Consider the following 25,879-nt stretch of genomic DNA (forward strand, 5'->3'; position numbering starts at 1 on the left):
TTAAAAATCAATGAGACCTAGGCTTATTTGCAAGGCTTCATCTACTTTTTCCATCATTTCTTCGTCTAGATGTGTAATTTTATCCGTTAATCGTTGCTTATCAATCGTTCTGATTTGTTCAAGCAATAGGACCGAGTCTCTTTCAAAGCCATATTTTTTGGCATCAATTTCTACATGGGTTGGCAATTTGGCTTTTTGAATCTGTGCCGTTATAGCGGCGATAATGACTGTTGGGCTAAATCGATTCCCAATATCATTTTGAAGAACCAAAACTGGCCGGACACCACCTTGTTCAGACCCGACCACTGGGGATAAGTCGGCGAAATACACATCACCACGCTTTACACTCAAAAGATTAGCCTCCGCTTACAAGCCGTTCGACTGTATTTTCTGCTTCATATTCTGCTTGGATTGCTTCAGATGCAATTGCCAAATTAATTTTTGCCATTTCCATATATCCCCGCCTCATCGATTCCACAATTTGACGCTTTCTGCGTTCACGAAGATACATTTTTGTAGCACGATAAATAAATTCATCTCGATTAACTTGCTCCAATTCGGCAAAGCCATCTAATTCCGCAATCATTTGTTGCGGTAAGCGGATCATGATTTCAGTTTTTGCGCCCGATTCAGACACCGACTACACCTCCACAGTCACTACAAGCCAATATTTTCTTTTATTCAGTTCCGACGGCTAGGATAGCTCCGTTCCGCCTTTACGATAGGACATCGCATATTGCCAGGTTATGACCTAGTACCTTTTCGCATCAACTAGGACTGCTAATTGCGCCAAAATAAAAAGACGTCCTGACTCCGAATACTTTTCTTTAATGATACCATCTTAAGGCACCCATGCATAGGCTAATTTAGGATTTCATCCCTATTATCAACCTATAAATTATTTTATAATACATATATTTCTGCTTTTCTCGAGAATCTCCTGCATTAATTGCTAATTTTTTTAAAATTTTCGGCAATAATTTCGGAATTTGAAGAAATTCGACTTCCATTTACGATATAAACACGTGGCACCCGATTGGAAATCGTACAAGTAACCTCATAATTTATTGTGCCCAGTTTGTTGGCAATATCATCCACCGAAACAGATTGACCTTGCTGACAGCCAATAAGTATGATTGTTGTTCCAACAGGTATGTGACGAGGAAGCCTAATCATTGTCTGATCCATACATATTCTTCCAACAATAGGAACCATTTCACCGTTTGCCAGTACTTTCATTCCTTGTAGCCTTCTAATCCATCCATCCGCATAACCAATCGGAATCGTTGCAAGCCATTCCTCTTCATTGGCTGTGTAAGTTGCCCCATAACCTACTTTTTCTCCAGCAATGAGTTTCTTTATATACGTTATTTTAGTTTTTAAAGAAAAAGCCTCTTTTAATTTGAATGGCAATTGCGTCTTGATTTCTTCGGACGGAGATAATCCATAAGCCGCTATACCGATTCTAACCGCATTAAAAATGGAATCAATGTGAACTAAAGCTGCCGCACTATTAGCAGCATGTACATATGGAGGAAATGCTTTTAACATTTTCAGAAAATGTTTAAATCGAGTTAACTGCTCCTTATAATAGCTGTCTTCCACTTGATCGGCAGTAGCGAAATGTGTAAAGATGCCTTCAAAGTAAAAGGAATCGGATTGTTGTAAAGCATCCTCAATCTGCTGTAATTCATTTTCTTCTTTTATTCCTATTCGATTCATGCCAGTATCACATTTTATATGGACATGAAGCTTCGTATCTGTGGTAATACTTTCCTCGGCTTTCAGAAGCCATTCATGTTGAAAAACAGTTAAAGAAATATTTTTTTCGGCTGCAATCCCAGCATCCTTAGGCCGTGTGGCACCTAACACAAGAATCGGAGCCGTAATCCCACTGTCTCTTAGCGCAAGAGCCTCGTCTAAAAAGGCTACTAGGAGACCGTGTGCCCCAGCAGCAAGTACAGTTCTTGCCACTTGTACATCTCCATGTCCATAACCATTCGCTTTTACTGCAACAAACACCTTCGTATCATTCGGAAGCTGATTCCGAATTTCAGTTAAATTATAAAAAATAGCGTCTAAATTAATTTCCGCCCAAGTATCGCGATAAAATTCTTCCACAAACGAGTCACTTCCTAAAGCTTTTGATTGAATGGTTATAATTATCAAACTCACATAGAGAGTTGTCAAATAAGAAAAGCGGAAAGCGGCGTTTTGCGACGTACGAACTTTTTATTATTAGGATGAACGGCTAAAGACGCGCCGTCCTGGCGCAACGCCGTTCTGACCAACGTCCTGTTGGCCTGAGATAAAGGAAACACAGTGAGCCTGATAAGGCGAACTGATGTTGACTTATCGTAGGAAGAAGCTGAAAGTTCGCTAGTCGCTGCCGCTTGTAGCTAGACAAAGAAAAGCGTAAGGTGGCGTTTAGCGACGTACGAACTTTTTATTATTAGGATGAACGGCTAAAGACGCGCCGTCCTGGCGCAACGCCGTTCTGACCAACGTCCTGTTGGCCCGAGATAAAGGAAACACAGTGAGCCTGATAAGGCGAACTGATGTTGACTTATCGTAGGAAGAAGCTGAAAGTTCGCTAGTCACTGTCGCCTGAAGCTACGATAAGGTAAAGGCGTTTATTTCAATTGTAACCTATTGTAGGAGAATCATCCTTCAAAACCGGAAATTAGATTTTGGCAGAAGGACATAACATTTTTTCACAAAGAAAAACAGACCTATTACAAGAAAAGGCCTGCAAGAAAATTCCATATACCTTATTTTATTGCCCCACCTTGAACTGATTTAGCAACCATGACCATTTCTTCTGGTGATAAATCATTAGAAATGACCATATAGTCCACACCACTGTCAGTCCAACTGATCGATCCATCTGTCAATGCTCCAATGGCAAAACCAAGATCAACCATTTCACCATTCATCTGAACGATTTCCATTGTGGAAGTAGGTATCGCTTCAGCAGCTTCCTGGAAAATCGTAAACGACTTCTCACCCGTATAAGATAATAATACCCGTTTCCCATTTTCAGTCATAACTGTCTTTTCATCATGAAGATCGACTCCTGGGATTTCCGCCATAGAATACTTGACTGTGAACTCTTCTTTTTCATCTAGATTTCCCATAACTGGGAGAATTTCAAGTTGAGCACTTGTCATACTATTCTTCGCATCAAAGGAATTCTCATCAAATTTAGCATTAAAGTCCGCTTTGGCAAATTCCACTGTTAAAACAGGTTGTTGATTAGTATCCATAACTTTTACACTGACAGGTTCGAGAGTACCCTTTTTGAAGGTAATCTCTTGGGTAGGTAACATATTTTTGTTTTGATAGCGTGTTTTCGTCTTAAAGATATAATGGTCTTTTTCCGCTTTGAACGTAGCTTCCTTATCATCCAAAATATCTTTTACGAGCGATCCGTATAAGTAGGCTTGGCTACTATTGTCTGGCCATTCACTTTGAAAACGATAGCTTTTGTTCAAGGCCGGAGTAAGTACGAAAACTCCATTTTTATTACGGACAATCATCTGACTTTGTTCCTTTTCAGGTTTCTTTAAATGGACACGATAATTACCTGGTTTTTCATGCCAGACATCAATATTATAGGTTTGAGGCTCATTCCCGACTGTTAATGTCATTTTCGCCTCAACCTTATACCCCTTTAAATTCTCTACCTTTTTCTGTAAATCCTTTGTTACATCTTCCTGCGATTTAGCACCACAGGCTGAGAGCATCACGATTGCTACGAGCATCAAACCAAAAAACCAAAGCCCCTTTCTCATTTTTTCAGCCCCTTTATTATCTCATTTGTCCATAAAAGAAAAGAGAAAGCTGCTGCGAGATAATTAATCATCACATTTTTTCCACTCGCGACCGTTCCGCTAAAGTGTAGTAATCACCCCCAGCTAACCCCCTCTTTCCCAAGCATTAAAAATATATGAGACAAGTATGGACAATATGTCAAGATTGGGAAGAAAAGCGGTAGCAACCGTTACTTAACGATTTGTTCACCTATTATATGCTTAGAATTCCTTTACACAATACAAAAGCCTATCAATTCGTACTGCTTCACTCTTATCCTTCAATAACAACCTGAGCAGCGGCATATTGATGTGTATGAGTAATTGATACGTGGGGGTTAGCAAATTCCGGTTTCACAATCCACGGCTTTCCATTTTCATCTGTGCCTATTTCGATATCTAAAAAAGATAGATGACTGCCTATGCCTGTACCCCTTGCTTTTGCATAGGCTTCTTTTGCGGCAAATCGTCCTGCTAAATATTCAACTTTTCGCCTATTTGAAAGGCGCTCATAACTCTTTAACTCATTTACCGTTAATATCCGCTTCGAAAAGCGCTCTTGGCGAATACTCAAATTTGCAATTCGCTCTACTTCCACAATATCTAAGCCAATCCCAATTATCATGAATATTTCTCCTTTGATCATTCTATGTATAGTAAAAAAGTTGTTCATCTAGCATATTTCCTTTATGCTAATGAAAAGTATACTGCAGCTCCTGAAAGGAGAAGAGTCCATGTTTGTTAGAACAGAAAGTTTTAAACAATTCCTTAAATTTTATCCAATAATCTCTGTCATAATCGCAATCCATATAATCCTTTTCTCCATGATACATTTGCCTATTTTCCCTGGTAGAGCTATTTTCGAATCGTTAGTTGGGGTGAATTTTCTCATTACTGAGGGGGAATACTGGCGCCTCGTTACACCGATATTTGTCCATATTGCCTTTGCACATCTTTTATTCAATTCATTTTCCCTAATATTATTTGGCCCGGCACTTGAGAAGGCCTTAGGAAAGCTAATGTTTATTGTTGTCTATTTAGCATGTGGGATTGGCGCCAATATTGCAACATTGCTTGTCCACCCACCAAACTATAGTCATATCGGGGCAAGTGGCGCGATTTTTGGGTTGTTCGGAGTCTATTTAGCAGTCATTTTATTTAAAAAAGAATATATGCCTATTCAAGGAAAGCAAGTTATTCTTCCCATAGCAGTCATTAGTATCGTCATGACGTTTTTCACATCTAATGTCAACATAGCTGGACATATATTCGGATTGATTAGCGGATTGTTAATTGGAAGAATTCTTCTACATTTCCGGCCAATTCGCTTTAGATAACTTCCAACCGCTTACACTATGTAAAATCCGTGAGAAAACTATTCTTTCTCACGGATGACATTCATTTTTTCGGATGGACGATACCATTCAAATATGGTCTGGGCGTCCTTTTTGTTTATATGTCTAACTCCAGCCCCTCCGCTTCCACCGCTCATTACCGCGGTCGCGACGCTTCTAAGGTTTGCTCGTTCTTGAAACCAATTAGCAAACAAATCTAACGACTGCATCCGATTCTTTTTCACAAAAAATGTTTCCTGTTGAATCCATCTACTTCTCAATGTAAGTTGATCTTCCGTAATGTTCCAGCCCGCAGAACGGTATTGTAATATTCCAAGTAGCCAAGCTCCAACGATCAATAAGATACCTAGTAAACTATAAGGCCATAACCAAATCGACAGTATACACGTTAAAATCGCCGCGAACAAAGTTTTTATAAAAAAGAACCGATATTTTGCCCTTTTAGGAACGCCAATGAAATCGAGATCAAATGTATAATCCGGCAGTGCTTCCTTTAGAAAACGACTTACATCCTTTTTCTTGACTACTGGCATTATTAGTCCTTCAATTTGACTTTCATCCGGAATAGAACTGCCAGCATACTCAACTGATACACTTGCATAGCCAAATGGCTGTCTGAATAAACTTTCACTTATTTTCACAGCTTGTATTCTCCGAATCGGAATCGTAGTTGTTCGCTTTTCTAAAAGCCCACGAGTAATCACCATTTCGTTATTTACTAAATTCAATGTGAAGTCATTATATTTTAGATATGCCCACGTAACTGATATAAGCCAAGAGACAATTAACATCGCTATGACAATGAAAATGACGATCCATAGTCCAGCTCTTGCAATATTCTCCACTTCTTTAAAAACCTTATCAAAAGGCAGCAAGTCTTGAAATTGAGCCCCAAAAGCAATAATTGCTGAAATAATTACACCTGCACGTCCTGATGTTGAAGCGAAAAATAACAACTGCTTGCGTGAGATTTTATAAAGTATTGTTTCGTTGGAAAAGACTGCATTCTTTTCACTAACTTCTTCAGTTGGTATTTTCTCATTATCTTTCGCCTCTGCAATGATTCGACGAATTTCCATCGCATCTGTCTTTTTTATAGCGGTCATCTCTGCTTCAGATTCGTCTTGACCTCCACCTGCAGTTTCTACTTTTACCTTAACTAACCCGAAAGGACGATGTAAAATATTTTCTGAGAAGTCGAGGCTTTGAATTCTCTCAAACGGGATATAACGTTTCTTTTTAACAAATAGACCATGTTCAATTCGCAGCTCATTGTCCTCTATTCGATATGTATACCGTGCCCATTTTAATGTGTTTGTTATGCTCATGATGATTAAAGCAACCGCTACAAACAGGACGGGACTGTATCTAACCCAATAACTATCAGATGGTTCCTTAAAAAAGAGAATAAAGAAGTAAATAAATATTGGAACAATAATTTCCTTAATGTTCTTTCCTATGGTGAGAATAATTGTAATTGGATGCAATCTTTTCGGTTCAAACATCTTCTTCTGCCACCCTTGCAAGGCGAGATATCGCATGTCTCATCTCTTCCGCCTCTTCCAAGTCAACAGCAGGAATTTCATGTTGAGTTGCTGCCGTTGAAATTTGAATTGTAGCGAGCTTGTATTTACGAAGAATTGGCCCTTGCACCGTATCCACATGTTGAACTCTCACCATCGGAACTAACGTGCGAGTAATGACAAATACGCCATGTTGCAGCTCTATTTCTTGTTCTCTAACTTCATATCTCCATCTCCGCCATCTAATTCCAGGTATGATCCATGTCATTAAAAGAGTAAAAAGAAGAACTAAGACTATTCCAATAAGACCAATCCATATCCAAGCCGCCCAATCGAAAAAATAGGCAATTGCTATAAACGCAATTAAAATGATCCATAACACTAAAGATAAAATCCCACCAGATATACGCCACACTTTTAAACCGCGCTTGGAAATCATTTTCCTCGGCTGCTTACTTTCCATCCGCCTGCCTCCTTTTCTATAATCTTCCTTTTTTATACGATTCATTTGTTGAATAAGTTCCAAAAAACAGAAATCGTTACTATAAAATAATTTAAAACAGCTTTATGTAAAAAAAGCAATCGGCGGATTCCGATTGCTTTTAATTGCACAGAGGACTGTGATTTGTTATGATCGCTTACCATTTTTAGCGAATGTAACCCGTTTTATTTTCGGCTAATATCCGTTTTTTAGCGTTTGCCAGATCGGCGTTGCGGTTTGCGGTTTCCTTTGTAAGAAGGTTTTTGACCGGATTTTCCGCGACGATTACGGTTGCCACCGTTTCCGCCTCCGCCTTGGTATGAATCTCGTTTCGATGGAAGTGGACGTTCTTCCGTTATTTGAACCGGTGTTTTATCAGGTTCTTTTGTTAAAACTTTTAGTGCTGCCGCAACGATTGCTGTGGCATCATCATATTCTGTTAGAAGTTCATTAGCTACAACTTTATAATCATCGAAGCTTCCTTCTTTGATTACTTCTTCCAATTGCTCCTTAGCAGCACGTTGTTGACCTTCAAGAGCTTCATCATATGTTGGTGGACGCATTGGTTGCATGCGTTTTTTCGTTGTTTGCTCCACGATTCGAAGGTAACCCATTTCGCGAGGACTTACAAACGTAATGGCCATCCCTTCTTTCCCAGCGCGTCCTGTACGGCCAATTCGGTGAACATAGCTTTCTGGATCTTGAGGGATATCGTAGTTATATACATGGGTAACCCCGGAAATATCTAAACCACGAGCAGCTACATCTGTTGCCACAAGGACATCAATGCGTCCATCTTTAAATTTCTTTAGGACAGACAAACGCTTCGCTTGGCTTAAATCACCGTGAATTCCTTCTGCAGCATAACCTCTGAGTGTAAGAGCATTTGATAATTCGTCTACACGTCGTTTTGTCCGACCAAAGACGATGGCAAGTTCAGGAGACTGAACATCAATCAACCGAGCTAGCACATCAAATTTTTCTCTTTCATGAACTTTAACAAAATATTGTTCAATTAATGGAACAGTCATTTCTTTTGCTTCAACACGAACGACTTCTGGCGATTTCATGAAACGCTCAGCAATTTTACGAATCGGTGTCGGCATCGTTGCTGAAAAGAGCAATGTCTGTCTTTCATCTGGAACAGTTTTGAGAATAGATTCAATATCATCAATGAATCCCATGTTCAACATTTCATCCGCTTCATCTAAAATAAGCGTATGAACTTGATCTAATTTCAATGTTCTGCGGTTAATATGATCCAAAATTCGTCCAGGTGTTCCAACAATAATATGGGGACCCTTTTTTAGTGCCCGAATCTGACGTTGTATATCTGATCCACCATAGACAGCAAGTACACGGATACGGGCATCTTGCCCAATTCTATATAATTCTTCAGATACCTGAATAGCAAGTTCCCGAGTTGGAGCAATAATAATTCCTTGTACATACTGGGATTTTACGTCGATTTTTTCAATTAAAGGTATTCCGAATGCGGCGGTTTTACCTGTACCAGTTTGCGCCTGCCCAATTAAATCTTTACCTTGCATGCTTAATGGAATGGTCTTTGCTTGAATAGGTGTTGCTTCTTCAAAGCCCATTCGATTAACTGCTTTTAAAAGAGCGGGGCTTAAATTAAGTTCTGCAAACTTCGTCAATGCTTCTCAATCTCCTTTGATTCCTACAAATTGAGACATTATATGCCTCTCTGGATTTTGTCCCAGTCCTACTGCGTTTTTAAAGCGTCCTTAAATGAAACGAATGCAAAAAATTGTAAACGATGTTGATAATTCTATCATTAATTGTTTTTGAATACAATTTTGGTTCGTAGTAAAATTTGGTAAGTGGCGGTTTTACCTTTTAAGAGCATCTACAACCTCTTCCAACTTAACTCCTCTTGAGGCTTTGAATAGAATGATCTCATTACCAATAATCTTAGAGGTTAAAGTAGCAATTAGCTCATCCTTATTAGTAAAGGCAAAAACATGGTCATCTTTAAAATGCTGTTTCGCCGCCTTAGCAATATATTTCCCAAGGTTCCCGTATGTAAACACATACTTAATTTTCCTTGGGTCGAGTTCGTCGCCAATTTGCTGATGGTAATTTATTTCCTCTTCTCCCAATTCCAGCATATCACCAAGAACCACTATTTTTTCGCCTTTCATATTAGAAAACATAGAAATAACGGCACGCATTGAGGTGGGACTAGCGTTATACGCATCATTTAGTATTTTCGTTCCTTTTATACCTTGATGCCACTCCATTCTCATATTCGACATTTTTACAGATTTCAAACCTTGTTTTATGGATGAAGTTGGAATAAATAATTCCCTAGCAGCTAAAATAACAGCTAATGCATTTTGAACATTATGATTTCCTGCTAAGGGAATAAATAATGACTCGTTGGACAGACCTGGAACTATAAAGGTACTTCCATTTTCATCAATCTTTATTTGAGCTGGATAGAGATCGTTTTCTGAGGATTCACCAAAGGTTTGGAAACGATACTGATGTAATGACGAAACTTTACTTGACACAAGTAGTTCGCTTCCTGGATAAACAAGTAAACCATTCTCTGTAAGACCTTCTATAATTTCTAGTTTTGCTTCCGCAATGGCTTTCCGAGAGCCTAACTCTTGAAGATGTGCTTCCCCTATATTCGTAATGATCGCCACATCCGGACAAGCGATTTTTGTAAGTACAGAGATTTCACCAGTATGATTCATCCCCATTTCAAGAATAAGGACTTCTGTATCCTCAGGCATTAATAAAATCGTAATCGGCAAACCAATATGATTATTAAAATTCCCATCTGTTTTATGAACCCGGTATTTTTCAGAAAAAACGGATGCCGCTATATCCTTTGTCGTTGTTTTCCCATTACTGCCCGTGATTCCAACTACTTTAGGGGCTACTTGTTTTCGATAGGAGTGTGCCAACTCCTGAAGGGCAAGCAGTGTATCTTCTACGATTAAAACAGGTGCATTTTTGGGTGGATTAGGCTCATCCTTTTGCCAAAGAACAGCAGCCGCACCATTTTCAAGTGCCATTTGAACATACTGATGTCCATCCGCTTTTTCACTTCGCAAAGGGACAAATAAATTCCCTTCCTCAATGATCCTCGTATCAAATGCTACCCCTTTTATGGAGTGTTCCTTAAATGCTGATACATCATTTTCAACTTTAATCATCTCAGCTAATTGTTCAATTGTCCGTTGAATCATAATTCTCCTCCTCACGCACATAGCTGTCCCAGCAATTTTTGGGACAGCTTTTTTTTCGTCAATTTTAGGTTCTATTTTCGGAATTAGAAGGTATGAATGATTTGTTGTTTTTCGTTATGGCGCTCGATGGCTAATTGTATAAGGCGCTCAACTAATTCAGGATATTCAAGTCCTGAATGCTTCCAAAGAAGCGGGAACATACTTACAGGAGTAAATCCTGGCATCGTATTGATTTCGTTAATGAGGATTTTCCCCTCTTTTGTCATGAAAAAGTCTGCTCGAACTAGCCCTGAACAATCTAATGCTTTAAAAGCACGGATCGCCAATTCTTTTACTTCGGCATACTTTTCTGAAGAGATTTCTGCCGGAATAATTAACTCTGTATCGCCTTCAATATATTTTGCATGATAGTCGTAAAATTCTTTTTTCGGAACAATTTCACCAGCTATTGAACACTCGGGCAAATCGTTTCCGAGTACACCGACCTCAATCTCACGAGCTTCTACGCCTTCTTCAATAATAATTTTCCGGTCATATTGAAAGGCCTCCGTAAATGCTTCCATTAACTCTGTACGATTTTCACATTTACTAATTCCAACACTTGAACCTAAATTAGCAGGTTTTACAAAACAAGGATACCCGATTTCTGTTTCCACTTGTTCATATGCTTGCTCAGGCAAAGCTTCCCATGAACTGCGGACAAATGAGACATATTTTACTTGAGCTAATCCTGCTTGGGCAAATAAATTTTTCATAATTACTTTATCCATACCTGCGGACGAAGCAAGAACTCCATTCCCAACATATGGAATATTTAGTAATTCTAACATTCCTTGAACCGTTCCATCTTCGCCGTTAGGACCATGTAACAATGGAAATACTACATCCATGTTCCGATCATCGGTTTGAGTAAAACTAGTAGTTAATGCATTAGGGCTAATCTCTTGACCTTCTTTTTTAAATTCGAGCGACTTAATATCAGAAACGGGACCAATTAATTCTGATCCTTTTACCCAATTTCCCTCTTTTGAAATAAAGATTGGGTAAATTGAAAATTTATTAGTGTCTAGCGCTTGAATAACCGCTTTTGCTGTCTGTAAAGATACTTCATGTTCAGCTGACTTTCCACCGTATAAAAGACAAAGATTCGTTTTCATATAAATCCTCCATATTGTGCAGATGTTAATTATTTTACCACGATAAGTGAATGTGTTCTAAAATTTATACTATTATATGGGCATTAGCCCTCAAGTGTACCGTCTAATGTCTATTGTTTAACTATACACATTGTCTCAATTTATATTTCCTAAGCAATAAAAAACGCGGAAACACTTAAGTGTCCACGTTAAATTATTTAGAAGAATAGTTGGCCAATGCTTGCCATTCACCCGTCTTTCGATCAAGTACGATTTTCCCATCTGGCTTTTTCGTTTCCATTAATAGCTCGCCTTCCTCAAGCATGGCATCCATATCGTAATAATCTCCGATAACCCATACTGGAATTTCAATCATTAATCGATTCCGAACTGATTTATCTATGGAAAATAAAATGCCTTCTTTCATGTGACTTATAAAGGGATGCAGAATTTCAGCAGGAACCGCTGGCACTGATTTCTTTTTCCAACGATTAAAAAACGTAATTTCTCGGGGAAAATTCACCTTTTCTGCCACGGCTGCGCCTAGCATCGTATAAAAGTGATCCCAGTTTTGATAATATGTCTTATTAAACCAACCGTCATCATGAGCAAGATAGACGAATTGATTGTTTAATTTACGATAAAAAGGAAGCTTTAAATGTTCCTTCAAATGACCTAAGTACAAAATTTCAGCAATTTCTTGACCAGTTAAATGATTCACATTTTCTTCATTCGAAAAGTCAATCCAGCAGAAATCCCCATAACTATATACATCCTCGCTTGCCAACTTGTTAATCATTTCACCTTCTACATAATCTAACATTGTATGCATATTAAAATGACCATCTTCAAAATTATGGCGCAGCAATAAAATATTTGAAGGCTGGGAAGGTATGCCTTGCAAAAAATGAGAAAACTCAATGCCTGAAGAAATAACAAATTGGTTGGCGTGGTTCATATGAACATATATAAATCCACGATCAATTGCAGGATGATTCAAGAGACAACCCCTCACTAAACAGATGACTTATTCGCAAAATTGCTTGAATACAGTTCATTATAACATAGCCTTTTTTTATTTGTGAGTGGGTTTCCATAAAGTTTATGAGGAAATTTCAAGAAACACGATAATTATGTACTACTTAAGGGTAAAGTATGAATATCCTTAGCCCTTAAATTTTCTTCTAGGAGGTGAATCTTGCTTCACGGTGATACCGTTAGAAGTAAGCTGCTCCATGATCTACATGAATATCTTACTCGTTATTCTTTTAATCGCATTCACCGCATTTTTTGTTGCTTCTGAATTTGCAATCGTTAAAGTACGTGCTTCTCGAATCGACCAGCTAATAGCGGAAGGCCACACAAAAGCACTTACGGCAAAAAAAGTACTAAATAATTTGGATGGTTATTTATCGGCCACACAACTTGGAATTACAATTGCAGCATTGGGCCTTGGTTGGCTCGGCGATCCAACCGTACAAGCCCTGTTAGCACCTTTATTCAAGAAACTACAAATCCATGGATCATTAGCAACTGTTATATCCTTTATCCTAGCATTCATGGTAATAACTTTTTTAAACGTAGTAGTTGGAGAACTGGCACCAAAAACAATTGCGATTCAGAAGGCAGAAGATATTACATTAGCTATCGCTGCACCATTAGTGTTTTTCTATAAAATCATGTATCCATTTATTTGGATACTGAATAGTACAGCCCAAGTGATTGTTCGCATATTTGGATTTAAACCTGCCTCAGAAGGGGATCTCGCTCATTCGGAGGAAGAATTAAGAATTATACTGTCAGAGAGCTATAAAAGCGGGGAAATTAATCAGTCAGAATATCGATATGTCAATAAAATTTTTGAATTTGATAACAGAGTTGCAAAGGAAATTATGGTACCGAGAGTTGAAATCTTCACTATAGAAAAATCCGCCTCTATTAAGGAAATAATGGAGACGATTAAAGGAGAAAGATTTACCCGTTATCCTATTATTGATGGCGACAAGGATAATATTATCGGTTTGGTGAATGTCAAAGAGTTTCTTACGGATTGTGTTAACGGAGATTGTTGCGAAGAAGAACCAATCATGCCGTATGTTAAACCGATCATTAGAGTGATCGAAACAATACCTATTCAAAGTTTATTAGTAAAAATGCAAAAGGAACGGACACATATGGCTGTTTTATTAGATGAATACGGTGGAACGGCAGGTATTATTACTGTAGAAGATATTCTAGAGGAAATCGTCGGTGAAATCCGTGATGAGTTTGATATGGATGAAATACCTCATGTTCGTAAGGTTGCGGATCACCATTATCTACTCGACGCCAAAACTTTAATTGAAGAAGTGAACGATCTTCTAGGTACCCATTTATCTGAAGAAGAAGTCGATACAATCGGCGGCTGGCTGCTCACACAAAAATATGATTTACAAGAAGGAGATACCGTCGAAGCCGAAGACTTTCAATTCTATGTCCATACCATGGAAGGACTGCATATTACCGTTGTAGAAGTGAAAAGAAAAGCAGAAAGCGGCGTTTAGCGACGTACAAACTTTTTAAGCTTCTGACGAGATAAAGGAAACACGATGAGTCCGTAGGACGAATCGATGTTGACTTATCGTAGGAAGAAGCTGAAAGTTTGCTAGTCGCTGCCGCTTGGAGCTAGACATTGAAAAGCGTAAGCGCCTGTTCAGCGGCGTACGAACTTTTTAAGTTAAGGATGAACGGCTAAAGACGCGCCGTCCTGGCGCAACGCCGTTCTGACCAACGTCCTGTTGGCCAGGGATAAACGAAACACAGTGAGCCTGATAAGGCGAACTGATGTTGACTTATCGTAGGAAGAAGCTGAAAGTTTGCTAGCTGCTGGAGTTGGAAGCGAATCCTACAAAAAAAGACACTTAAAACGTGTCTTTTTTCGTTCATAAACAACATTATTTCCCAAGAAATAATATTTCCTCCAAAAAACGACATATGTACGTTTTTTACATTTCCTGGCAAATAAAAAACAAACCAAGTATGCTTGTCCTTACATGCCTGGTTTGTTCATCTTTAGGAATGGAGTTCAGGGTGTTTTCGGATGACTTCGAGATCCTCAATAATCTTTCCTAATTCAAGGCGAGATTTCGTTTTAGAAATCTTTACTCCACTTTCCAATAAACTACAAATCACTTTCTGTAGTTGATCATGATCTCTTTGCAAAAAGGATACACCTCTTTAAGATTTGACATCTTAACTATATTTTACCTTATTATCCTCCGACTGTATATGCCTTTTTCAAATACGTAATGATTTTGTCAACTTTTTTGCATCGGTTGCTTTTACTTTACCCAATATGAAGTAAAATAACCTTTTTTTATCGATTTTGTCTATATTTGTTTTCAGTGGAAAAAAGGTGAAACATCACTCATATTTTTACTTTCGGAATTAGCTGTAAGCCCCCCACTTAAATTTAGAAGTGGGGGGCTTACAGCTAGGTAAAGTAATGAATAGGACGTTACCTTTTTCCCGCCAGGACCGTAAGCGGCCGAAATAAAGCAATCCCTTTTCTTTTTCGTTTTTTTCGTGATTCTTCAATGAGTTGGAATAATTGCTTGTCTCTTTCGCGTTCTTCAATCTTTTCTGTAAGGATTGCAACCTGTTTAACTAAGTTTCGATTCATTTCTGTAAGTGTTGCCTGCTGAACTTCTAAATCCTTAATTTGAGCTAAAAATTCACTGAAGTCTTCTGCTTCTTGTTTCTCGATCTTCTTAATTTGTGTAGAATCCCCAATAACGTATTCTGCCGCTTCATCCAGTGTTAATCCTTCTGCATCGATTTTCTCCATCATATTCATGATTAGTGTAAGATCATTTTGCTGAAAAATCCGTCCGTTATTCGCTCCCCGTCCAAATACATAACCTTTACTTTCCAACAACGCCGCGTATTTCCTTAAGGTACTTACCCCTATACGTAACGTCTTTGCGGCTTCGGAAGAAAAAATGTGCTGTTCCACGATATCCCTCCTGAAATGAATATTATGTATACATTTCAACAGTTCTATCAGTATGTCCTTTCACTAATAATGTAGATTAGATAGGGGTTTTGTCAGTTGGAGAAAAAAACTTTCGAGCCATTTTTCAGCAAAACGACAGAAGGCGATTCGTTCATTATGAACTTTTAACTGTTCTTCCTGTACTTAATAACCATAAATGCACAAAAAACTCAATCACCGTCAAGAATGCTGCTATTAAAATGGCCCCTACAACTGTTATATAGGCTCCTGAAAAAAAGTAAGCAAAAATATAAACAAAGATAGCAGTAACGACAAAGTCAGTCGCAGTAGTAAGCCAGAACGTCTCTCTTCTTAATAATGCCTTTTCCGTTAAATATCCTGCTACTGCTAAAGTTACACCTGTTACTAGTGATTGATAGAAATAAGGAAAATGTACATTTGTTAATAATGCTGAAGCCAGCACTACAGTAAGAGTACAAACAACTAATTTAATAACGATATTCATTTGAAAGCTCCTTTTCATTAATGAAATCTAATCTTTAATGAAAAGGATGCCAAATTTAAGCAATATTATTCCTTACTCGTCCTTAATGTGACGACAACAAGCTCAGGCAGGTTAAAGATTCGAAATGGAAATAGACTATTTCCTAACCCACGACTAACTAACATCGTTGTTTGCCCTTGTTCATGTTTTCCTGCCGTATAAGCAGGAAATAAACCTTGCCCTGGAGCGATCAGACCGCCTATCCCCGGTATTCGAATTTGACCTCCATGAGCATGTCCAGAAAATACAAGATCCACTTGATCATTTACGTAAACATCAAATATTTCTGGTCGATGAGAAAGTAACAAAGTGTAAGTCTCATCTGGCACAGTGCTTAATGCTTCATCCAACATTTCGACCATAACATCTTCTGGCAATGACTGAGCCCTCATAAGTGGATCATCGACACCCGCAATAGCAATCTTTTCATTATTTTTTTCAATTGTTATCGCTTGATTACGTAAAACATGGACTCCTAAAGATGAAAGTGCATCTGTAATTTCACCAACCTCATTTACAGCCACCTCATGATTGCCTAATACATAGAACACTTCTGTGAAATCAATGATTTGCTCTACGAAATCCAAACTGTTTTGTAAGTCGTATCGTCTACTATCAATAAAATCACCCGTTAGAAACACAAAATCAGGATCCAACTTTTTTATCTTTTTTGCTAATCGTGACTGGTTATCACCAAATTGAGCATCATGGAGATCAGATACTTGAACAATTTTCAAACCATCAAATGCTCCTGGTATTCGCTCTGACTCTATTTCATAATCCGTCGTTTGTAACCAAGAATTATTCACTTCTAAAAAAGCCCATAAAAATAAGATGACCACAAGGATTCTTACTATTTTTTTCTTCATGAAGTAGCTCCTTAATTCAATAACTATAAATATATAATACTTTGAAACTGATTGCATATGCAAAAAAGCATAGAATCCATCTCATCTTTTTATAAAAACAAAGTTTTGATAAGACCAAAAAGGAGAAGCTACAAATTCAGCAGCTTCCCCTTTCATTATAACGTTATTTTAGCAGCATCCTTCTTGGAAGCAGCGATTAACTGTGCAATTTCTTTCCTTTCTCCTTTAAACAAAAGATCGACAATTTTACTGCCGACTATGACACCATCACAGTGAGAGCTTAAGCTTTTTACTTGCTCCGGAGAGGATACACCAAAGCCTGCTAATACAGGTGCTTGAGAATATTGTTTTAAATCCGCTAAGTACGATTCCACCCCAGCTTCGTATTGATTTCTCGCCCCTGTTGTTCCTTTGACTGTCACGGCATAGAGAAATCCTTCCGTACGTTTAGCGATTTCTTCGATTCTATTTTGTGGACTTGTTGGGGCAACGAGTCTAATTAAAGCAATGTTCTGTTTCGACAGTTCCGGTGTCACAAGTTCCTCTTCTTCTAATGGCAAATCCGGGATAATCAGTCCATCCACACCAACCTCTACACAACGCTTAGCGAATTTTTCAATGCCATAGAAATATATAAGGTTAAAATACGTCATGAGTACAATAGGAATTTTCCGTGTCACCTTTCCTTTTTCCAAACTGTCTAGAATTCCTGTCAATGTAGTCCCATTTTGTAATGCACGAATTCCAGCCTCTTGAATGACCGGTCCATCTGCAACAGGATCGGAAAAAGGAATACCTAATTCAACAACGGTTGCCCCACTCTCTTCTAAAAATGAGATTTGCTCGGCTAACTGTTCAACCCCTCCATCACCTGCCATGATGTACGGAACAAAAGCTTTGTCACCTTTGGAAAATACTTTAGCGAAAGCTGCATCAATTTTTTCTTTACCCATTGTTCACTCCCCCAATCGCATCTCTAACACTTGAAACATCTTTGTCTCCTCTACCAGATAAACAAATAACCATTGTTTCGTCCTCGCTCATTTCCTTCGCAAGCTTCAATGCATATGCAACCGCGTGTGAGCTTTCCAAAGCTGGAATAATTCCTTCTGTTTTTGACAGTAATTGAAATGCCTCTAATGCCTCTTTATCCGTCGCAGACGTATAAGTCACACGTCCCGTATCACGTAAATGAGCATGTTCTGGGCCAACTCCAGGATAATCAAGTCCGGCCGAAATGGAGTGGGCCTCTTCGATTTGGCCATGCTGATCCTGTAGTAAGTAGGTAAGCGTTCCATGTAAAACTCCAGCTTGACCGTCCGTCAACACTGCTGCATGTTTTCCAGTTTCAATACCTGATCCTGCGGCCTCAACTCCATAAATTTTTACGGATTGGTCCTGAATGAATGGATAGAACATTCCCATTGCATTACTTCCACCACCAATACAAGCAACAACCGCATCGGGAAGTTTCCCTTCCTGTTCCAAAATCTGTTCTTTCGTTTCCTTGCCAATGACACTTTGAAAATCACGAACAATTTTTGGGAATGGGTGTGGTCCAACAACAGAACCTAATATATAATGAGTGTCTTCTACATTAGCAACCCAATAGCGGAGTGCCTCATTAACAGCATCTTTCAACGTCCCGCTTCCTTGAGAAACACCTCTTACTTCTGCCCCCAATAATTCCATCCGAAAAACATTCAATTGTTGTCGACGAATATCTTCTTCTCCCATAAACACGATGCATTCAAGGCCCAACAACGCGCAGACCGTAGCTGTTGCCACCCCATGTTGGCCAGCGCCTGTTTCCGCAACTACTTTCTTTTTTCCCATTCTTAACGTTAACAAGGCCTGCCCAATTGTATTATTAATTTTGTGAGCGCCAGTATGGTTCAAATCTTCTCGTTTTAAATAAATTTTTGGTCCACCTAATTTTTTTGATAAATTTTCGGCAAAATAAAGCGGGGTTTCTCGACCAATATATTGTTTTAAATAATAATTCATTTCCTTCATAAACTCTGGATCTGAGATCGCTTGCTCGTATGCTTCCTCTAATTCCAAAACGGCTGTCATTAATGTTTCAGGAACAAAACGACCGCCATATAGACCATATTTTCCTTTTAAATCTGGGGCTGTATATACTGTCATTTATCTTTCACTCCTCGGTATTTTGCTTTTTGAATAAATTCTGCGATTTTAGCTAAATCTTTATGGCCTTCTTTTTCAACACCACTTGATACATCGACGATCGCAGGTCTTACTTTTTCGATTGCCTTCTGAACATTTTCAGCGTTAAGGCCACCTGCCAAAATTAACTGCTCATTCGGCAAGTGTTTTTCCTTTAATAAATTCCAATCAAAGGGAATCCCACTTCCACCCGCAAATTGGACACCCGGACTATCTAAAAGATAATAATCACAATCATAGTCCATTAACTGATCTAGATCAGATTCCTTCTTGATAGAAAAAGCCTTAATTACCGGATACGGCAAGTCACGACAAAAATCAGCTGATTCCTCTCCATGTAATTGGACATAATCTAGATGGGCCGTTTCAGCAATTCGTATGATATTCTCTTGTGTTTCATTTACAAACACACCAACCGTTTTGGCTGACTCAGGAAGCTGTCTGCGAATCTCCGCCGCCTTTTCTGGAGAAATTTCCCGCTTACTTTCAGCAAACACAAACCCTAGTAAATCAGCTCCTAAATCACATGCAGCTACCCCTGCCTCTTCAGTCATGATGCCGCAAATTTTTACTAGCATTCTTTCACCGCCTGCTGAAACGGAATCCTTAGTTCCTCCATTGTTTCCGCAATATTTGGTGCCTTCATTAATGTTTCACCAACGAGAACTGCCTTTGCACCGACATTTTCGACACGTTCGACATTCGCCCTTGTTTTCATCCCGCTCTCACTAATTAATAAAATCTTTTCATCTTGTAAAAGACGTGCTACTCGCTCAGTTACTCCTAAGTCGACTTCAAATGTTTTCAAATTCCGATTATTAATGCCGACAATCCTTGCTCCGATTCGCAGAGCCATTTCTGCTTCTTGCTCATCATGAACTTCAAACAATACATCTAAATGATGAGAACGTGCATATTCATATAATTCTTTTAGCCTTGCTTCTGGTAAAGCTGCAGCAATGAGTAAAATAACACTTGCACCATGGTCCCTCGCTGCATCAATTTGCACCTCATCAATCATGAAATCTTTGCAAAGGAGTGGCACATTCACATTGGCTGCTACAGCCGCTAGATCAGCCATTGATCCTTTAAAAAATTCCCGATCTGTCAAAACTGAAATGGCGCCAGCTCCTGCCTTTTCATAACTTTGAGCTTGAACAATAGGGTCTACTTGCTCATTAATATCTCCCTTAGATGGAGATGCTCTTTTAACTTCGGCAATCACATTCATTTTTTCCGAATTGATGAATGTTTCATAAAGTGATGGTCGCTTTATAGTCGACTTGATTTCCTGATTGCTATATATGACCTTTAAATCTTGTACCTCAATCTTTTTTTGTTGAATGATTTTATCGAGAATCGTCATTTTACATCACTCCTTGCTTAGATGGCTTATTTTTTCGGATTAAGTATTCAAGTTTTTCCATCGCTGCTCCTGAATCAAGACTAACTTTAGCTAGTTGAACCCCTTCCTGAATCGAGCTCGCTTTTCCATTAGCGAAAATTCCAAGGCCAGCATTGAGAATAACCGTATCCCGATATGGGCCATCGTCCCCTCTTAAAACACTCAACATAATGTGGGCGTTACGCTCTGCATCGCCACCCATAATTTCTTCGTTTGTGTATGTCGGCAGGCCAAGTTCTTCTGGATGAAGTGTGAGAGCTTCCAACTTCCCATCTTCCAAAATAACGAGGTGGTTTTCGCCTGATAGAGAGCCTTCATCAAGGAATCCCGCACCATTGATGACCACTGCACGTTTACGACCAAGTTGCTTTAACACTTCTCCCATTAACATCAATTTGTCGCGACGGTACAAACCAAGAAGTTGAGTATCTAATTCGACTGGATTTGTTAACGGGCCAATTAAGTTGAAAATCGTCGGTACTCGAAGATCCTTTCTCACCTTCATAACCGCCTTCATTGCCGGATGAACATGAGGAGCAAACAGGAAGGCAATCCCATTCTCTTCCAAAAGTTGTTCGGTTTCTTCTGGACGATTATCAAGTGATACACCTAAGTGTTCCAGTACATCCGCACTTCCTGTTTGGCTGGAAACACTGCGATTGCCATGTTTAGCAACCTTGATCCCTGCACCCGCTATGACGAAAGCCGATGTTGTACTTATGTTGAAACTGCTTGAGCCGTCTCCACCAGTACCGCAATTATCAATCACACTACCTTGAACAGACAGAATAGCAGGGGATTTTTCGCGAATAGCTTGAACGAGACCAGCGATTTCATCAGCTGTTTCTCCTTTTAACGCTAAAAGTCCGAGCAAGGCACCAGACTCACTTTCAGAAGCCTGCCCTGCAAATAAAATTCTTCCTGCCTCTTTCATTTCCTCTGTGCTCAAATGTCCCCCACCCATTAATTTTTGTAAATATGGTTTCATCGTTATTACTCCTTTCTTTTAAACATTTATTTTTTTAAAAAGAAAAAGCCCCCTGCTCCAAGCAAATATTACACTTGGAACAGAGGGCGAAAAGTCGCGGTGCCACCTCTATTGAAGACTTGGTCTCCATCTCATTAGATACGGGAAATACATTTCCGATATCCTATCCTATTAACGGTGGAAGCCGGATTTCCCTAATTATCTATTCAGGAAATCTCTCGTAAGTCCATTCCATTAGGCAGTGTCGTACCGGAATCTCACCATCACCGGCTCTCTTGAACGTCTTTCCCAACGTACTCCTCTTACTCATCGAATTATCTCTATCAAGTTTTAAAAAACGCAAAAAGGGTCCCTCATCCAAAGGACGAGGAACCCGTGGTACCACCTTTATTAGCTAAAATTAGCTCACTTTAACAGCAACAAGCATTTCGCTTTTTTGCCTGTCTTCTGTAACGTCAAGACGCTCACGCCAAAGCCTACTGCCTCAATAAGGGTTCAGTTCGGGGCTCAGAAGTCCATTCACCATTTCTGCACACCGGTTTACACCACCCACCGGCTCTCTATAGTGCGACAAAATAGTTACTCCTCTTCGTCACTGCCAAAATTATAATGAAAGTTTGAATTATTTAATATCTTATCTTTTCGATAAATGAAAGTCAAGACTTTTTCGTAATTACTTTTTCATTAATTGGCATCATAATATTTATCCTTAGAAAATCCGCGTCCTAAAATTTCAGAAGCGTTTAAGAAGATAACAAAGGATGATGGTTCTTGTTCCTGAAGAACCTTTTTCAAGTAAATGGCTTCGGATTGTTCGACTACACATAAAATCATCGTCCTCTCCCTATTCGTATAACCACCTAACGATTTAACCTTTGTCAACCCGCGGTCTATTTCTTCCCGTATAATCCGTTGCACTTCTTCTTCCTTATCCGTAATAATCATGACAAGTTTTGTTGGAGATGTTTGTAATTGGACAAAATCAATCACCTTACTAGTCACATAAATCGAGATTAGTGCAAACAGGGCAAGTTCCAGATTCAAAACAAAAGCGGCGGCAGCTACAACAAGGCCATCCACAATCAGTTGCGAAAAACCACTTGATAGTCCAGTATATTTCTTTAAAACTTGGGAAATTGCTGCTGTTCCACCAGTTGAACCGCCCCCTCGATAGACAATTCCAAGGCCGACTCCAATTAAAATCCCTCCGTAAATAGCACCAAGCATTGGCTCATGCAGATTGACATGGATATCCTGGGTTAACCAAATTATAAATGGCACAAACAAGGTACCGATTAACGTTTTCACTCCAAAGTCTTTACCTAATAACAATAGTCCGATAATAAACAAAGGTATATTTATAATGGCTTGAACTAATGCAGGGTTCCATTGAAATATCTCATATAACAGAGTGCTGACTCCTGAGATTCCACCGGCAGCAATCTTCGCTGGCAAAAGAAAAATATTATATGAAAGCCCAACAAGAGTGGCACCAAAAACAACTTGAATATAGTCGATGATCCGACGATGCTTGTGATTTTGTTGAACCATGAAGACACCTCCTATCAGAATTAGCGTCTCCATTTTAACAAAGATCCACCCCATTCTAGTGATTTCAGAAAAGATAGATTATCGTTTGTCACTTTCGAAGAACAAACTTCTTCACAATATCGGAAAAAGTGAATGTATAAAAAAGGACCACCGTAAAAACCGGCAATCCCCTCTAGGAATGCCGGTTTCTTATAGTGCTATTATTCTAATCCATAAAAACATGTCGTATTTTCATATAACTTCTCATAGACATTTTCGACATCTATATCTTTCAATTCCGCGATCTTACTAACTGACGCATGAATCATTTCGGGGTGAGTTCGTTTCCTCGCAAACTTTCCTTCGAATGGCCACGGGCCATCCGTCTCAACCATCATTAATTCAAGGGGATATTGAGTGACTAACTTTTGAATTTCCCGTTCGTATAGAACATCAGGCGTGATCGAGATCATAAACTTATTGTTAATCATTCTTCGAATAGTTTCAGCATCCCCCTTAAACCAATGGAAATGCGCTTTTTGAATTTGATGCTTTTCCAATAAACCACAAGCTATGGCAGCATCTTCATAAACGGCATGGAGGACAACTGGCTTGTCCCATTTTTTAGCAAAAACTAGAAACTTTTCTACTAAATCAACGTAGCCAGCTAGTTTCAACTCTGGATGATCTTTCCGTAAATAATAAGGAAGGCCGATTTCCCCGACGGCCACCATCTCGTCCACATGTTCTTCCATCCATTGAAACAATTCACTCTGCTCTTGTTCGGATGGCAGTTCCTGTTCTGGATGAAAACCGAAGGCTGGCTTCACCTGTGGATACCGCTCTGCGAATTGGAGATTTTTCCGACAAGATGCTAAATCGTATGAAACTGTAATTAAATGGGTACAGTGTACATTTTCTAAATCCGCAACAGTTTGGGTGATTTCGTGTTCTTCATAGTGATCTAAATGAATATGGGAGTCAATCATTCTATGAGCCATTCAGATCACCTCTTTTAATATAGCTTGCGAGCTCTCGCTTTCGCTCCAAAAATTCCCCCGTTAATAATAAATCGCTTTGACGCGGCCTTGCGAATGGAACAACCATTTCATGTATGACTTGGGCTGGATTCGTCGATAACACAAGGATACGATCTGATAAAAATAGCGCTTCATCTAAACTATGTGTAACGAAAAGAATCGTTCTCCGATAATTAGACCAAATAGATAGTAACCACTCGTGCATTTCTTCTCTTGTAAAATCATCTAAAGCAGAAAAAGGTTCATCTAAACAAATAAGGGATTGCGGGCTTAACAAGGCTCGAATAAACGCAACTCTCTGTTTCATTCCGCCAGATAAGGCTCCTGGAAGAGCATCTTCAAAGCCAGATAATCCCGCCCTTTTGATCATTTCCCTTGCTTTTGCCTCATCCTTTTTCCCTCGAAGTTCTTGTCCAAGTAAAACGTTTTGTAACACTGTTCGCCAAGGTAATAGAGCAGGTTGCTGCGGCATATAACTAATAAGTCCGCGCTTTCCAGTCTGATCCTTACCATTAAAAATAATCGAGCCTTCTTCAGGTAATAATAGCCCGCCGATAAGTTGAAACAACGTACTTTTCCCACTGCCAGAGGGGCCTAGTATCGTAACGAATTCTCCTTCATTTACTTGAAGGTCAATACGATCCAATACCTTTCGTCCATCAAAACTTTTGGATATTCCGTTCATTTCTATTATCGCCATTATTTCATCCCCTCTCTTGCCCAACGAACAAACCACTTTTCAGCTAAGGTGATGAAAGCAAAAAACAGCATGCTCAAAATCATAATAATGAAAATAGCGACAAAAACGCGATCCGTACGAAACGATGAGGAAGCGAGCGTCATATAAACACCAATTCCCATTTTTGCACCGAGCCATTCGGAAATAACAGCCCCCATAACACTATATGTAGCCGAGATTTTAAATCCCGAAAATAAAGAAGGTAATGAATGTGGCCATTCCAGTTTTGTAAAAATTTGCGTTTTCGATGCACCCGCCATTAAAAGATATTGTTTCATTTCTGTTGGAGTATGGCGGAAACCACCAAGTGCTGCAATGGTCACGGGAAAAAAGCAAACAAGAGTTATCACTATTAATTTTGGCAGCCAACCAAAACCAAACCAGATGACGAGTAAAGGTGCTAAAACAATAATTGGCACGTTTTGCGATAAAATTAATAATGGGTAAACAGCTTGTTGAACTCCCGGAAGTAAATGAAGCAAAACTGCGACGAGAACTCCGATAGAACATCCGATGATAAATCCAGTTATGGCTAACATAATCGTCGATTCCAAATGGGGCAGATATCGGTCATAACCTTGAATTGCTTCTTTTATGATTAAGCTTGGTGCCGGTAGTAACCAAGATGGTGTTTGGAAAAGGCGAACAGCCCCTTCCCAAATAATGAGTAAAAGGAGGAGAACCGTGATCGGCCTCCATCCCTTCTTCCAAACAGTCCCCATTTATCGATACTTCTTCGTTAAGGAATTCATTGTAATTCCTTCTGGCCTATAGACGATTTTTACTTGAGAAATAACACTGATACTACCTTGCTCAATCATTTTCTGATTCATTTTTTCGATGACCTGCATTAATAATGAGAGATCACCTTCCATCGTTGTTTCCAGTGGATGAACTTCATATTTTACGCCTGACTCCGCGATGATTCTGATGGCTTCGTCTACTAATGGATATGTATCTCCACCATCTTTTAATTTCGGAATGATTTGAATGCTTACTAATGCATTTGCCATCGTAAAGACCTCCATAAAATGTATATTTTTTCCCTA

At 39.1% G+C, this 25,879-nt stretch carries 27 protein-coding genes and 2 other annotated features; of the genes, 2 read left to right on the top strand and 25 right to left on the bottom strand.

Going from position 1 to position 25,879, the window contains the following annotated elements:
- The 5 genes from BN1243_RS10520 to acpS all read right to left on the bottom strand — a co-directional run bounded on the left by BN1243_RS10520 (window position 1) and on the right by acpS (window position 4,437).
- The gene (locus BN1243_RS10520) at window positions 1–351 is read right to left on the bottom strand and encodes a type II toxin-antitoxin system PemK/MazF family toxin (RefSeq protein WP_062106594.1); all 351 of its coding nucleotides are present in this window, start codon (window positions 349–351) and stop codon (window positions 1–3) included.
- A 4-nt stretch (window positions 352–355) separates the two neighbouring features.
- Window positions 356–637 carry a CopG family ribbon-helix-helix protein gene (locus tag BN1243_RS10525; protein WP_062106596.1) on the bottom strand — a complete coding sequence of 94 codons (282 nt, stop codon included), beginning with the start codon at window positions 635–637 and terminating at the stop codon, window positions 356–358.
- A 308-nt stretch (window positions 638–945) separates the two neighbouring features.
- Entirely contained in the window at window positions 946–2,169 is a 1,224-nt protein-coding gene (alr, locus tag BN1243_RS10530; protein WP_230200316.1) for an alanine racemase, read from the bottom strand.
- Window positions 2,170–2,771: 602 nt separating this feature from the next.
- Window positions 2,772–3,794, bottom strand: a complete 1,023-nt coding sequence (locus BN1243_RS10535) for a LolA family protein (protein WP_062106600.1) — start codon at window positions 3,792–3,794, stop codon at window positions 2,772–2,774.
- Between the two features lie 292 nt (window positions 3,795–4,086).
- The gene (gene acpS, locus BN1243_RS10540; protein WP_062106602.1) at window positions 4,087–4,437 is read right to left on the bottom strand and encodes a holo-ACP synthase; all 351 of its coding nucleotides are present in this window, start codon (window positions 4,435–4,437) and stop codon (window positions 4,087–4,089) included.
- 109 nt (window positions 4,438–4,546) lie between these two features.
- Here acpS and BN1243_RS10545 point away from each other — a divergent pair, with 109 nt between their 5' ends.
- A complete protein-coding gene (locus tag BN1243_RS10545) occupies window positions 4,547–5,149 on the top strand; it encodes a rhomboid family intramembrane serine protease (protein WP_062106604.1) in 603 nt (200 codons plus the stop codon).
- A gap of 38 nt (window positions 5,150–5,187) precedes the next feature.
- Here BN1243_RS10545 and BN1243_RS10550 read toward each other — a convergent pair whose 3' ends face one another.
- From BN1243_RS10550 to BN1243_RS10575, 6 genes are all read right to left on the bottom strand, one after another.
- Entirely contained in the window at window positions 5,188–6,672 is a 1,485-nt protein-coding gene (locus tag BN1243_RS10550) for a PH domain-containing protein (RefSeq protein ID WP_062106605.1), read from the bottom strand.
- On the bottom strand, window positions 6,665–7,153 hold the full coding sequence (locus BN1243_RS10555) for a PH domain-containing protein (RefSeq protein ID WP_062106607.1): 489 nt from the start codon (window positions 7,151–7,153) through the stop codon (window positions 6,665–6,667). The genes BN1243_RS10550 and BN1243_RS10555 overlap by 8 nt, the downstream gene beginning before the upstream one ends.
- Before the next feature lie 227 nt (window positions 7,154–7,380).
- The gene (cshA, locus tag BN1243_RS10560; protein ID WP_062106609.1) at window positions 7,381–8,829 is read right to left on the bottom strand and encodes a degradosome RNA helicase CshA; all 1,449 of its coding nucleotides are present in this window, start codon (window positions 8,827–8,829) and stop codon (window positions 7,381–7,383) included.
- Between the two features lie 195 nt (window positions 8,830–9,024).
- A complete protein-coding gene (locus tag BN1243_RS10565) occupies window positions 9,025–10,395 on the bottom strand; it encodes a UDP-N-acetylmuramoyl-tripeptide--D-alanyl-D-alanine ligase (protein WP_062106611.1) in 1,371 nt (456 codons plus the stop codon).
- An 83-nt stretch (window positions 10,396–10,478) separates the two neighbouring features.
- Window positions 10,479–11,552, bottom strand: coding sequence for a D-alanine--D-alanine ligase (locus BN1243_RS10570; RefSeq protein ID WP_062106613.1), 1,074 nt, complete (start codon window positions 11,550–11,552; stop codon window positions 10,479–10,481).
- Between the two features lie 193 nt (window positions 11,553–11,745).
- Complete coding sequence (locus BN1243_RS10575; protein ID WP_230200170.1) at window positions 11,746–12,531, bottom strand: hypothetical protein; 786 nt, start codon at window positions 12,529–12,531, stop codon at window positions 11,746–11,748.
- A 235-nt stretch (window positions 12,532–12,766) separates the two neighbouring features.
- Between BN1243_RS10575 and BN1243_RS10580 the strand changes: the two genes are divergently transcribed.
- The gene (locus BN1243_RS10580) at window positions 12,767–14,074 is read left to right on the top strand and encodes a hemolysin family protein (RefSeq protein WP_062110565.1); all 1,308 of its coding nucleotides are present in this window, start codon (window positions 12,767–12,769) and stop codon (window positions 14,072–14,074) included.
- A 508-nt stretch (window positions 14,075–14,582) separates the two neighbouring features.
- On the opposite strand, the gene BN1243_RS22345 is transcribed toward BN1243_RS10580, so the two are convergent.
- From BN1243_RS22345 to BN1243_RS10645, 14 genes are all read right to left on the bottom strand, one after another.
- Complete coding sequence (locus BN1243_RS22345; protein WP_195892101.1) at window positions 14,583–14,732, bottom strand: Lmo0850 family protein; 150 nt, start codon at window positions 14,730–14,732, stop codon at window positions 14,583–14,585.
- 295 nt (window positions 14,733–15,027) lie between these two features.
- A complete protein-coding gene (locus tag BN1243_RS10585; RefSeq protein ID WP_062106615.1) occupies window positions 15,028–15,525 on the bottom strand; it encodes a hypothetical protein in 498 nt (165 codons plus the stop codon).
- A 154-nt stretch (window positions 15,526–15,679) separates the two neighbouring features.
- Window positions 15,680–16,030, bottom strand: a complete 351-nt coding sequence (locus BN1243_RS10590) for a DUF2512 family protein (protein WP_062106617.1) — start codon at window positions 16,028–16,030, stop codon at window positions 15,680–15,682.
- A gap of 65 nt (window positions 16,031–16,095) precedes the next feature.
- Window positions 16,096–16,938 carry a metallophosphoesterase gene (locus BN1243_RS10595; protein ID WP_062106622.1) on the bottom strand — a complete coding sequence of 281 codons (843 nt, stop codon included), beginning with the start codon at window positions 16,936–16,938 and terminating at the stop codon, window positions 16,096–16,098.
- Window positions 16,939–17,093: 155 nt separating this feature from the next.
- Window positions 17,094–17,891: a tryptophan synthase subunit alpha gene (trpA, locus tag BN1243_RS10600; RefSeq protein ID WP_062106623.1), complete on the bottom strand. Its 798-nt coding sequence runs from the start codon at window positions 17,889–17,891 to the stop codon at window positions 17,094–17,096.
- Window positions 17,884–19,089, bottom strand: a complete 1,206-nt coding sequence (trpB, locus tag BN1243_RS10605; protein ID WP_062106624.1) for a tryptophan synthase subunit beta — start codon at window positions 19,087–19,089, stop codon at window positions 17,884–17,886. Before trpB ends, trpA begins: the two co-directional genes overlap by 8 nt.
- Window positions 19,086–19,706, bottom strand: coding sequence for a phosphoribosylanthranilate isomerase (locus BN1243_RS10610; protein ID WP_062106625.1), 621 nt, complete (start codon window positions 19,704–19,706; stop codon window positions 19,086–19,088). The genes trpB and BN1243_RS10610 overlap by 4 nt, the downstream gene beginning before the upstream one ends.
- Entirely contained in the window at window positions 19,700–20,494 is a 795-nt protein-coding gene (gene trpC / locus BN1243_RS10615; protein WP_062106626.1) for an indole-3-glycerol phosphate synthase TrpC, read from the bottom strand. Before trpC ends, BN1243_RS10610 begins: the two co-directional genes overlap by 7 nt.
- A gap of 1 nt (window position 20,495) precedes the next feature.
- A complete protein-coding gene (trpD, locus tag BN1243_RS10620; RefSeq protein ID WP_062106628.1) occupies window positions 20,496–21,521 on the bottom strand; it encodes an anthranilate phosphoribosyltransferase in 1,026 nt (341 codons plus the stop codon).
- Between the two features lie 79 nt (window positions 21,522–21,600).
- Window positions 21,601–21,840 (bottom strand) — a binding site (T-box leader).
- 38 nt (window positions 21,841–21,878) lie between these two features.
- Window positions 21,879–22,126, bottom strand: a binding site (T-box leader).
- A 79-nt stretch (window positions 22,127–22,205) separates the two neighbouring features.
- Window positions 22,206–23,072, bottom strand: a complete 867-nt coding sequence (locus tag BN1243_RS10625) for a YitT family protein (RefSeq protein WP_062106630.1) — start codon at window positions 23,070–23,072, stop codon at window positions 22,206–22,208.
- Between the two features lie 200 nt (window positions 23,073–23,272).
- Window positions 23,273–24,052 (bottom strand): TatD family hydrolase, encoded by a 780-nt coding sequence (locus BN1243_RS10630; RefSeq protein WP_062106632.1) that lies wholly within the window; start codon window positions 24,050–24,052, stop codon window positions 23,273–23,275.
- Window positions 24,042–24,791 carry an ABC transporter ATP-binding protein gene (locus tag BN1243_RS10635; RefSeq protein ID WP_062106634.1) on the bottom strand — a complete coding sequence of 250 codons (750 nt, stop codon included), beginning with the start codon at window positions 24,789–24,791 and terminating at the stop codon, window positions 24,042–24,044. Before BN1243_RS10635 ends, BN1243_RS10630 begins: the two co-directional genes overlap by 11 nt.
- The gene (locus tag BN1243_RS10640) at window positions 24,791–25,552 is read right to left on the bottom strand and encodes an ABC transporter permease (protein WP_062106636.1); all 762 of its coding nucleotides are present in this window, start codon (window positions 25,550–25,552) and stop codon (window positions 24,791–24,793) included. Before BN1243_RS10640 ends, BN1243_RS10635 begins: the two co-directional genes overlap by 1 nt.
- Window positions 25,553–25,843 carry a thiamine-binding protein gene (locus tag BN1243_RS10645; protein WP_062106638.1) on the bottom strand — a complete coding sequence of 97 codons (291 nt, stop codon included), beginning with the start codon at window positions 25,841–25,843 and terminating at the stop codon, window positions 25,553–25,555.
- Window positions 25,844–25,879: the final 36 nt, after the last annotated feature.

The organism is Bacillus niameyensis, from assembly GCF_001375535.1.
Classification (GTDB): domain Bacteria; phylum Bacillota; class Bacilli; order Bacillales; family Bacillaceae_C; genus Lederbergia; species Lederbergia niameyensis.

Bases quoted from the DNA above. Each gene is read 5' to 3' on its own strand.
- BN1243_RS10635 (WP_062106634.1), bottom strand. From the start codon at position 24,791: ATGGCGATAATAGAAATGAACGGAATATCCAAAAGTTTTGATGGACGA.
- BN1243_RS10645 (WP_062106638.1), bottom strand. From the start codon at position 25,843: ATGGCAAATGCATTAGTAAGCATTCAAATCATTCCGAAATTAAAAGAT.
- BN1243_RS10610 (WP_062106625.1), bottom strand. From the start codon at position 19,706: ATGCTAGTAAAAATTTGCGGCATCATGACTGAAGAGGCAGGGGTAGCT.
- BN1243_RS10555 (WP_062106607.1), bottom strand. From the start codon at position 7,153: ATGGAAAGTAAGCAGCCGAGGAAAATGATTTCCAAGCGCGGTTTAAAA.
- BN1243_RS10595 (WP_062106622.1), bottom strand. From the start codon at position 16,938: ATGAAGAAAAAAATAGTAAGAATCCTTGTGGTCATCTTATTTTTATGG.
- trpD (WP_062106628.1), bottom strand. From the start codon at position 21,521: ATGAAACCATATTTACAAAAATTAATGGGTGGGGGACATTTGAGCACA.
- BN1243_RS10545 (WP_062106604.1), top strand. From the start codon at position 4,547: ATGTTTGTTAGAACAGAAAGTTTTAAACAATTCCTTAAATTTTATCCA.
- trpA (WP_062106623.1), bottom strand. From the start codon at position 17,891: ATGGGTAAAGAAAAAATTGATGCAGCTTTCGCTAAAGTATTTTCCAAA.
- BN1243_RS10630 (WP_062106632.1), bottom strand. From the start codon at position 24,052: ATGGCTCATAGAATGATTGACTCCCATATTCATTTAGATCACTATGAA.
- trpB (WP_062106624.1), bottom strand. From the start codon at position 19,089: ATGACAGTATATACAGCCCCAGATTTAAAAGGAAAATATGGTCTATAT.
- BN1243_RS10535 (WP_062106600.1), bottom strand. From the start codon at position 3,794: ATGAGAAAGGGGCTTTGGTTTTTTGGTTTGATGCTCGTAGCAATCGTG.
- BN1243_RS10590 (WP_062106617.1), bottom strand. From the start codon at position 16,030: ATGAATATCGTTATTAAATTAGTTGTTTGTACTCTTACTGTAGTGCTG.
- BN1243_RS10565 (WP_062106611.1), bottom strand. From the start codon at position 10,395: ATGATTCAACGGACAATTGAACAATTAGCTGAGATGATTAAAGTTGAA.
- BN1243_RS10640 (WP_062106636.1), bottom strand. From the start codon at position 25,552: ATGGGGACTGTTTGGAAGAAGGGATGGAGGCCGATCACGGTTCTCCTC.
- BN1243_RS10580 (WP_062110565.1), top strand. From the start codon at position 12,767: ATGATCTACATGAATATCTTACTCGTTATTCTTTTAATCGCATTCACC.
- BN1243_RS10550 (WP_062106605.1), bottom strand. From the start codon at position 6,672: ATGTTTGAACCGAAAAGATTGCATCCAATTACAATTATTCTCACCATA.
- BN1243_RS10570 (WP_062106613.1), bottom strand. From the start codon at position 11,552: ATGAAAACGAATCTTTGTCTTTTATACGGTGGAAAGTCAGCTGAACAT.
- BN1243_RS10625 (WP_062106630.1), bottom strand. From the start codon at position 23,072: ATGGTTCAACAAAATCACAAGCATCGTCGGATCATCGACTATATTCAA.
- trpC (WP_062106626.1), bottom strand. From the start codon at position 20,494: ATGACGATTCTCGATAAAATCATTCAACAAAAAAAGATTGAGGTACAA.
- acpS (WP_062106602.1), bottom strand. From the start codon at position 4,437: ATGATAATTGGGATTGGCTTAGATATTGTGGAAGTAGAGCGAATTGCA.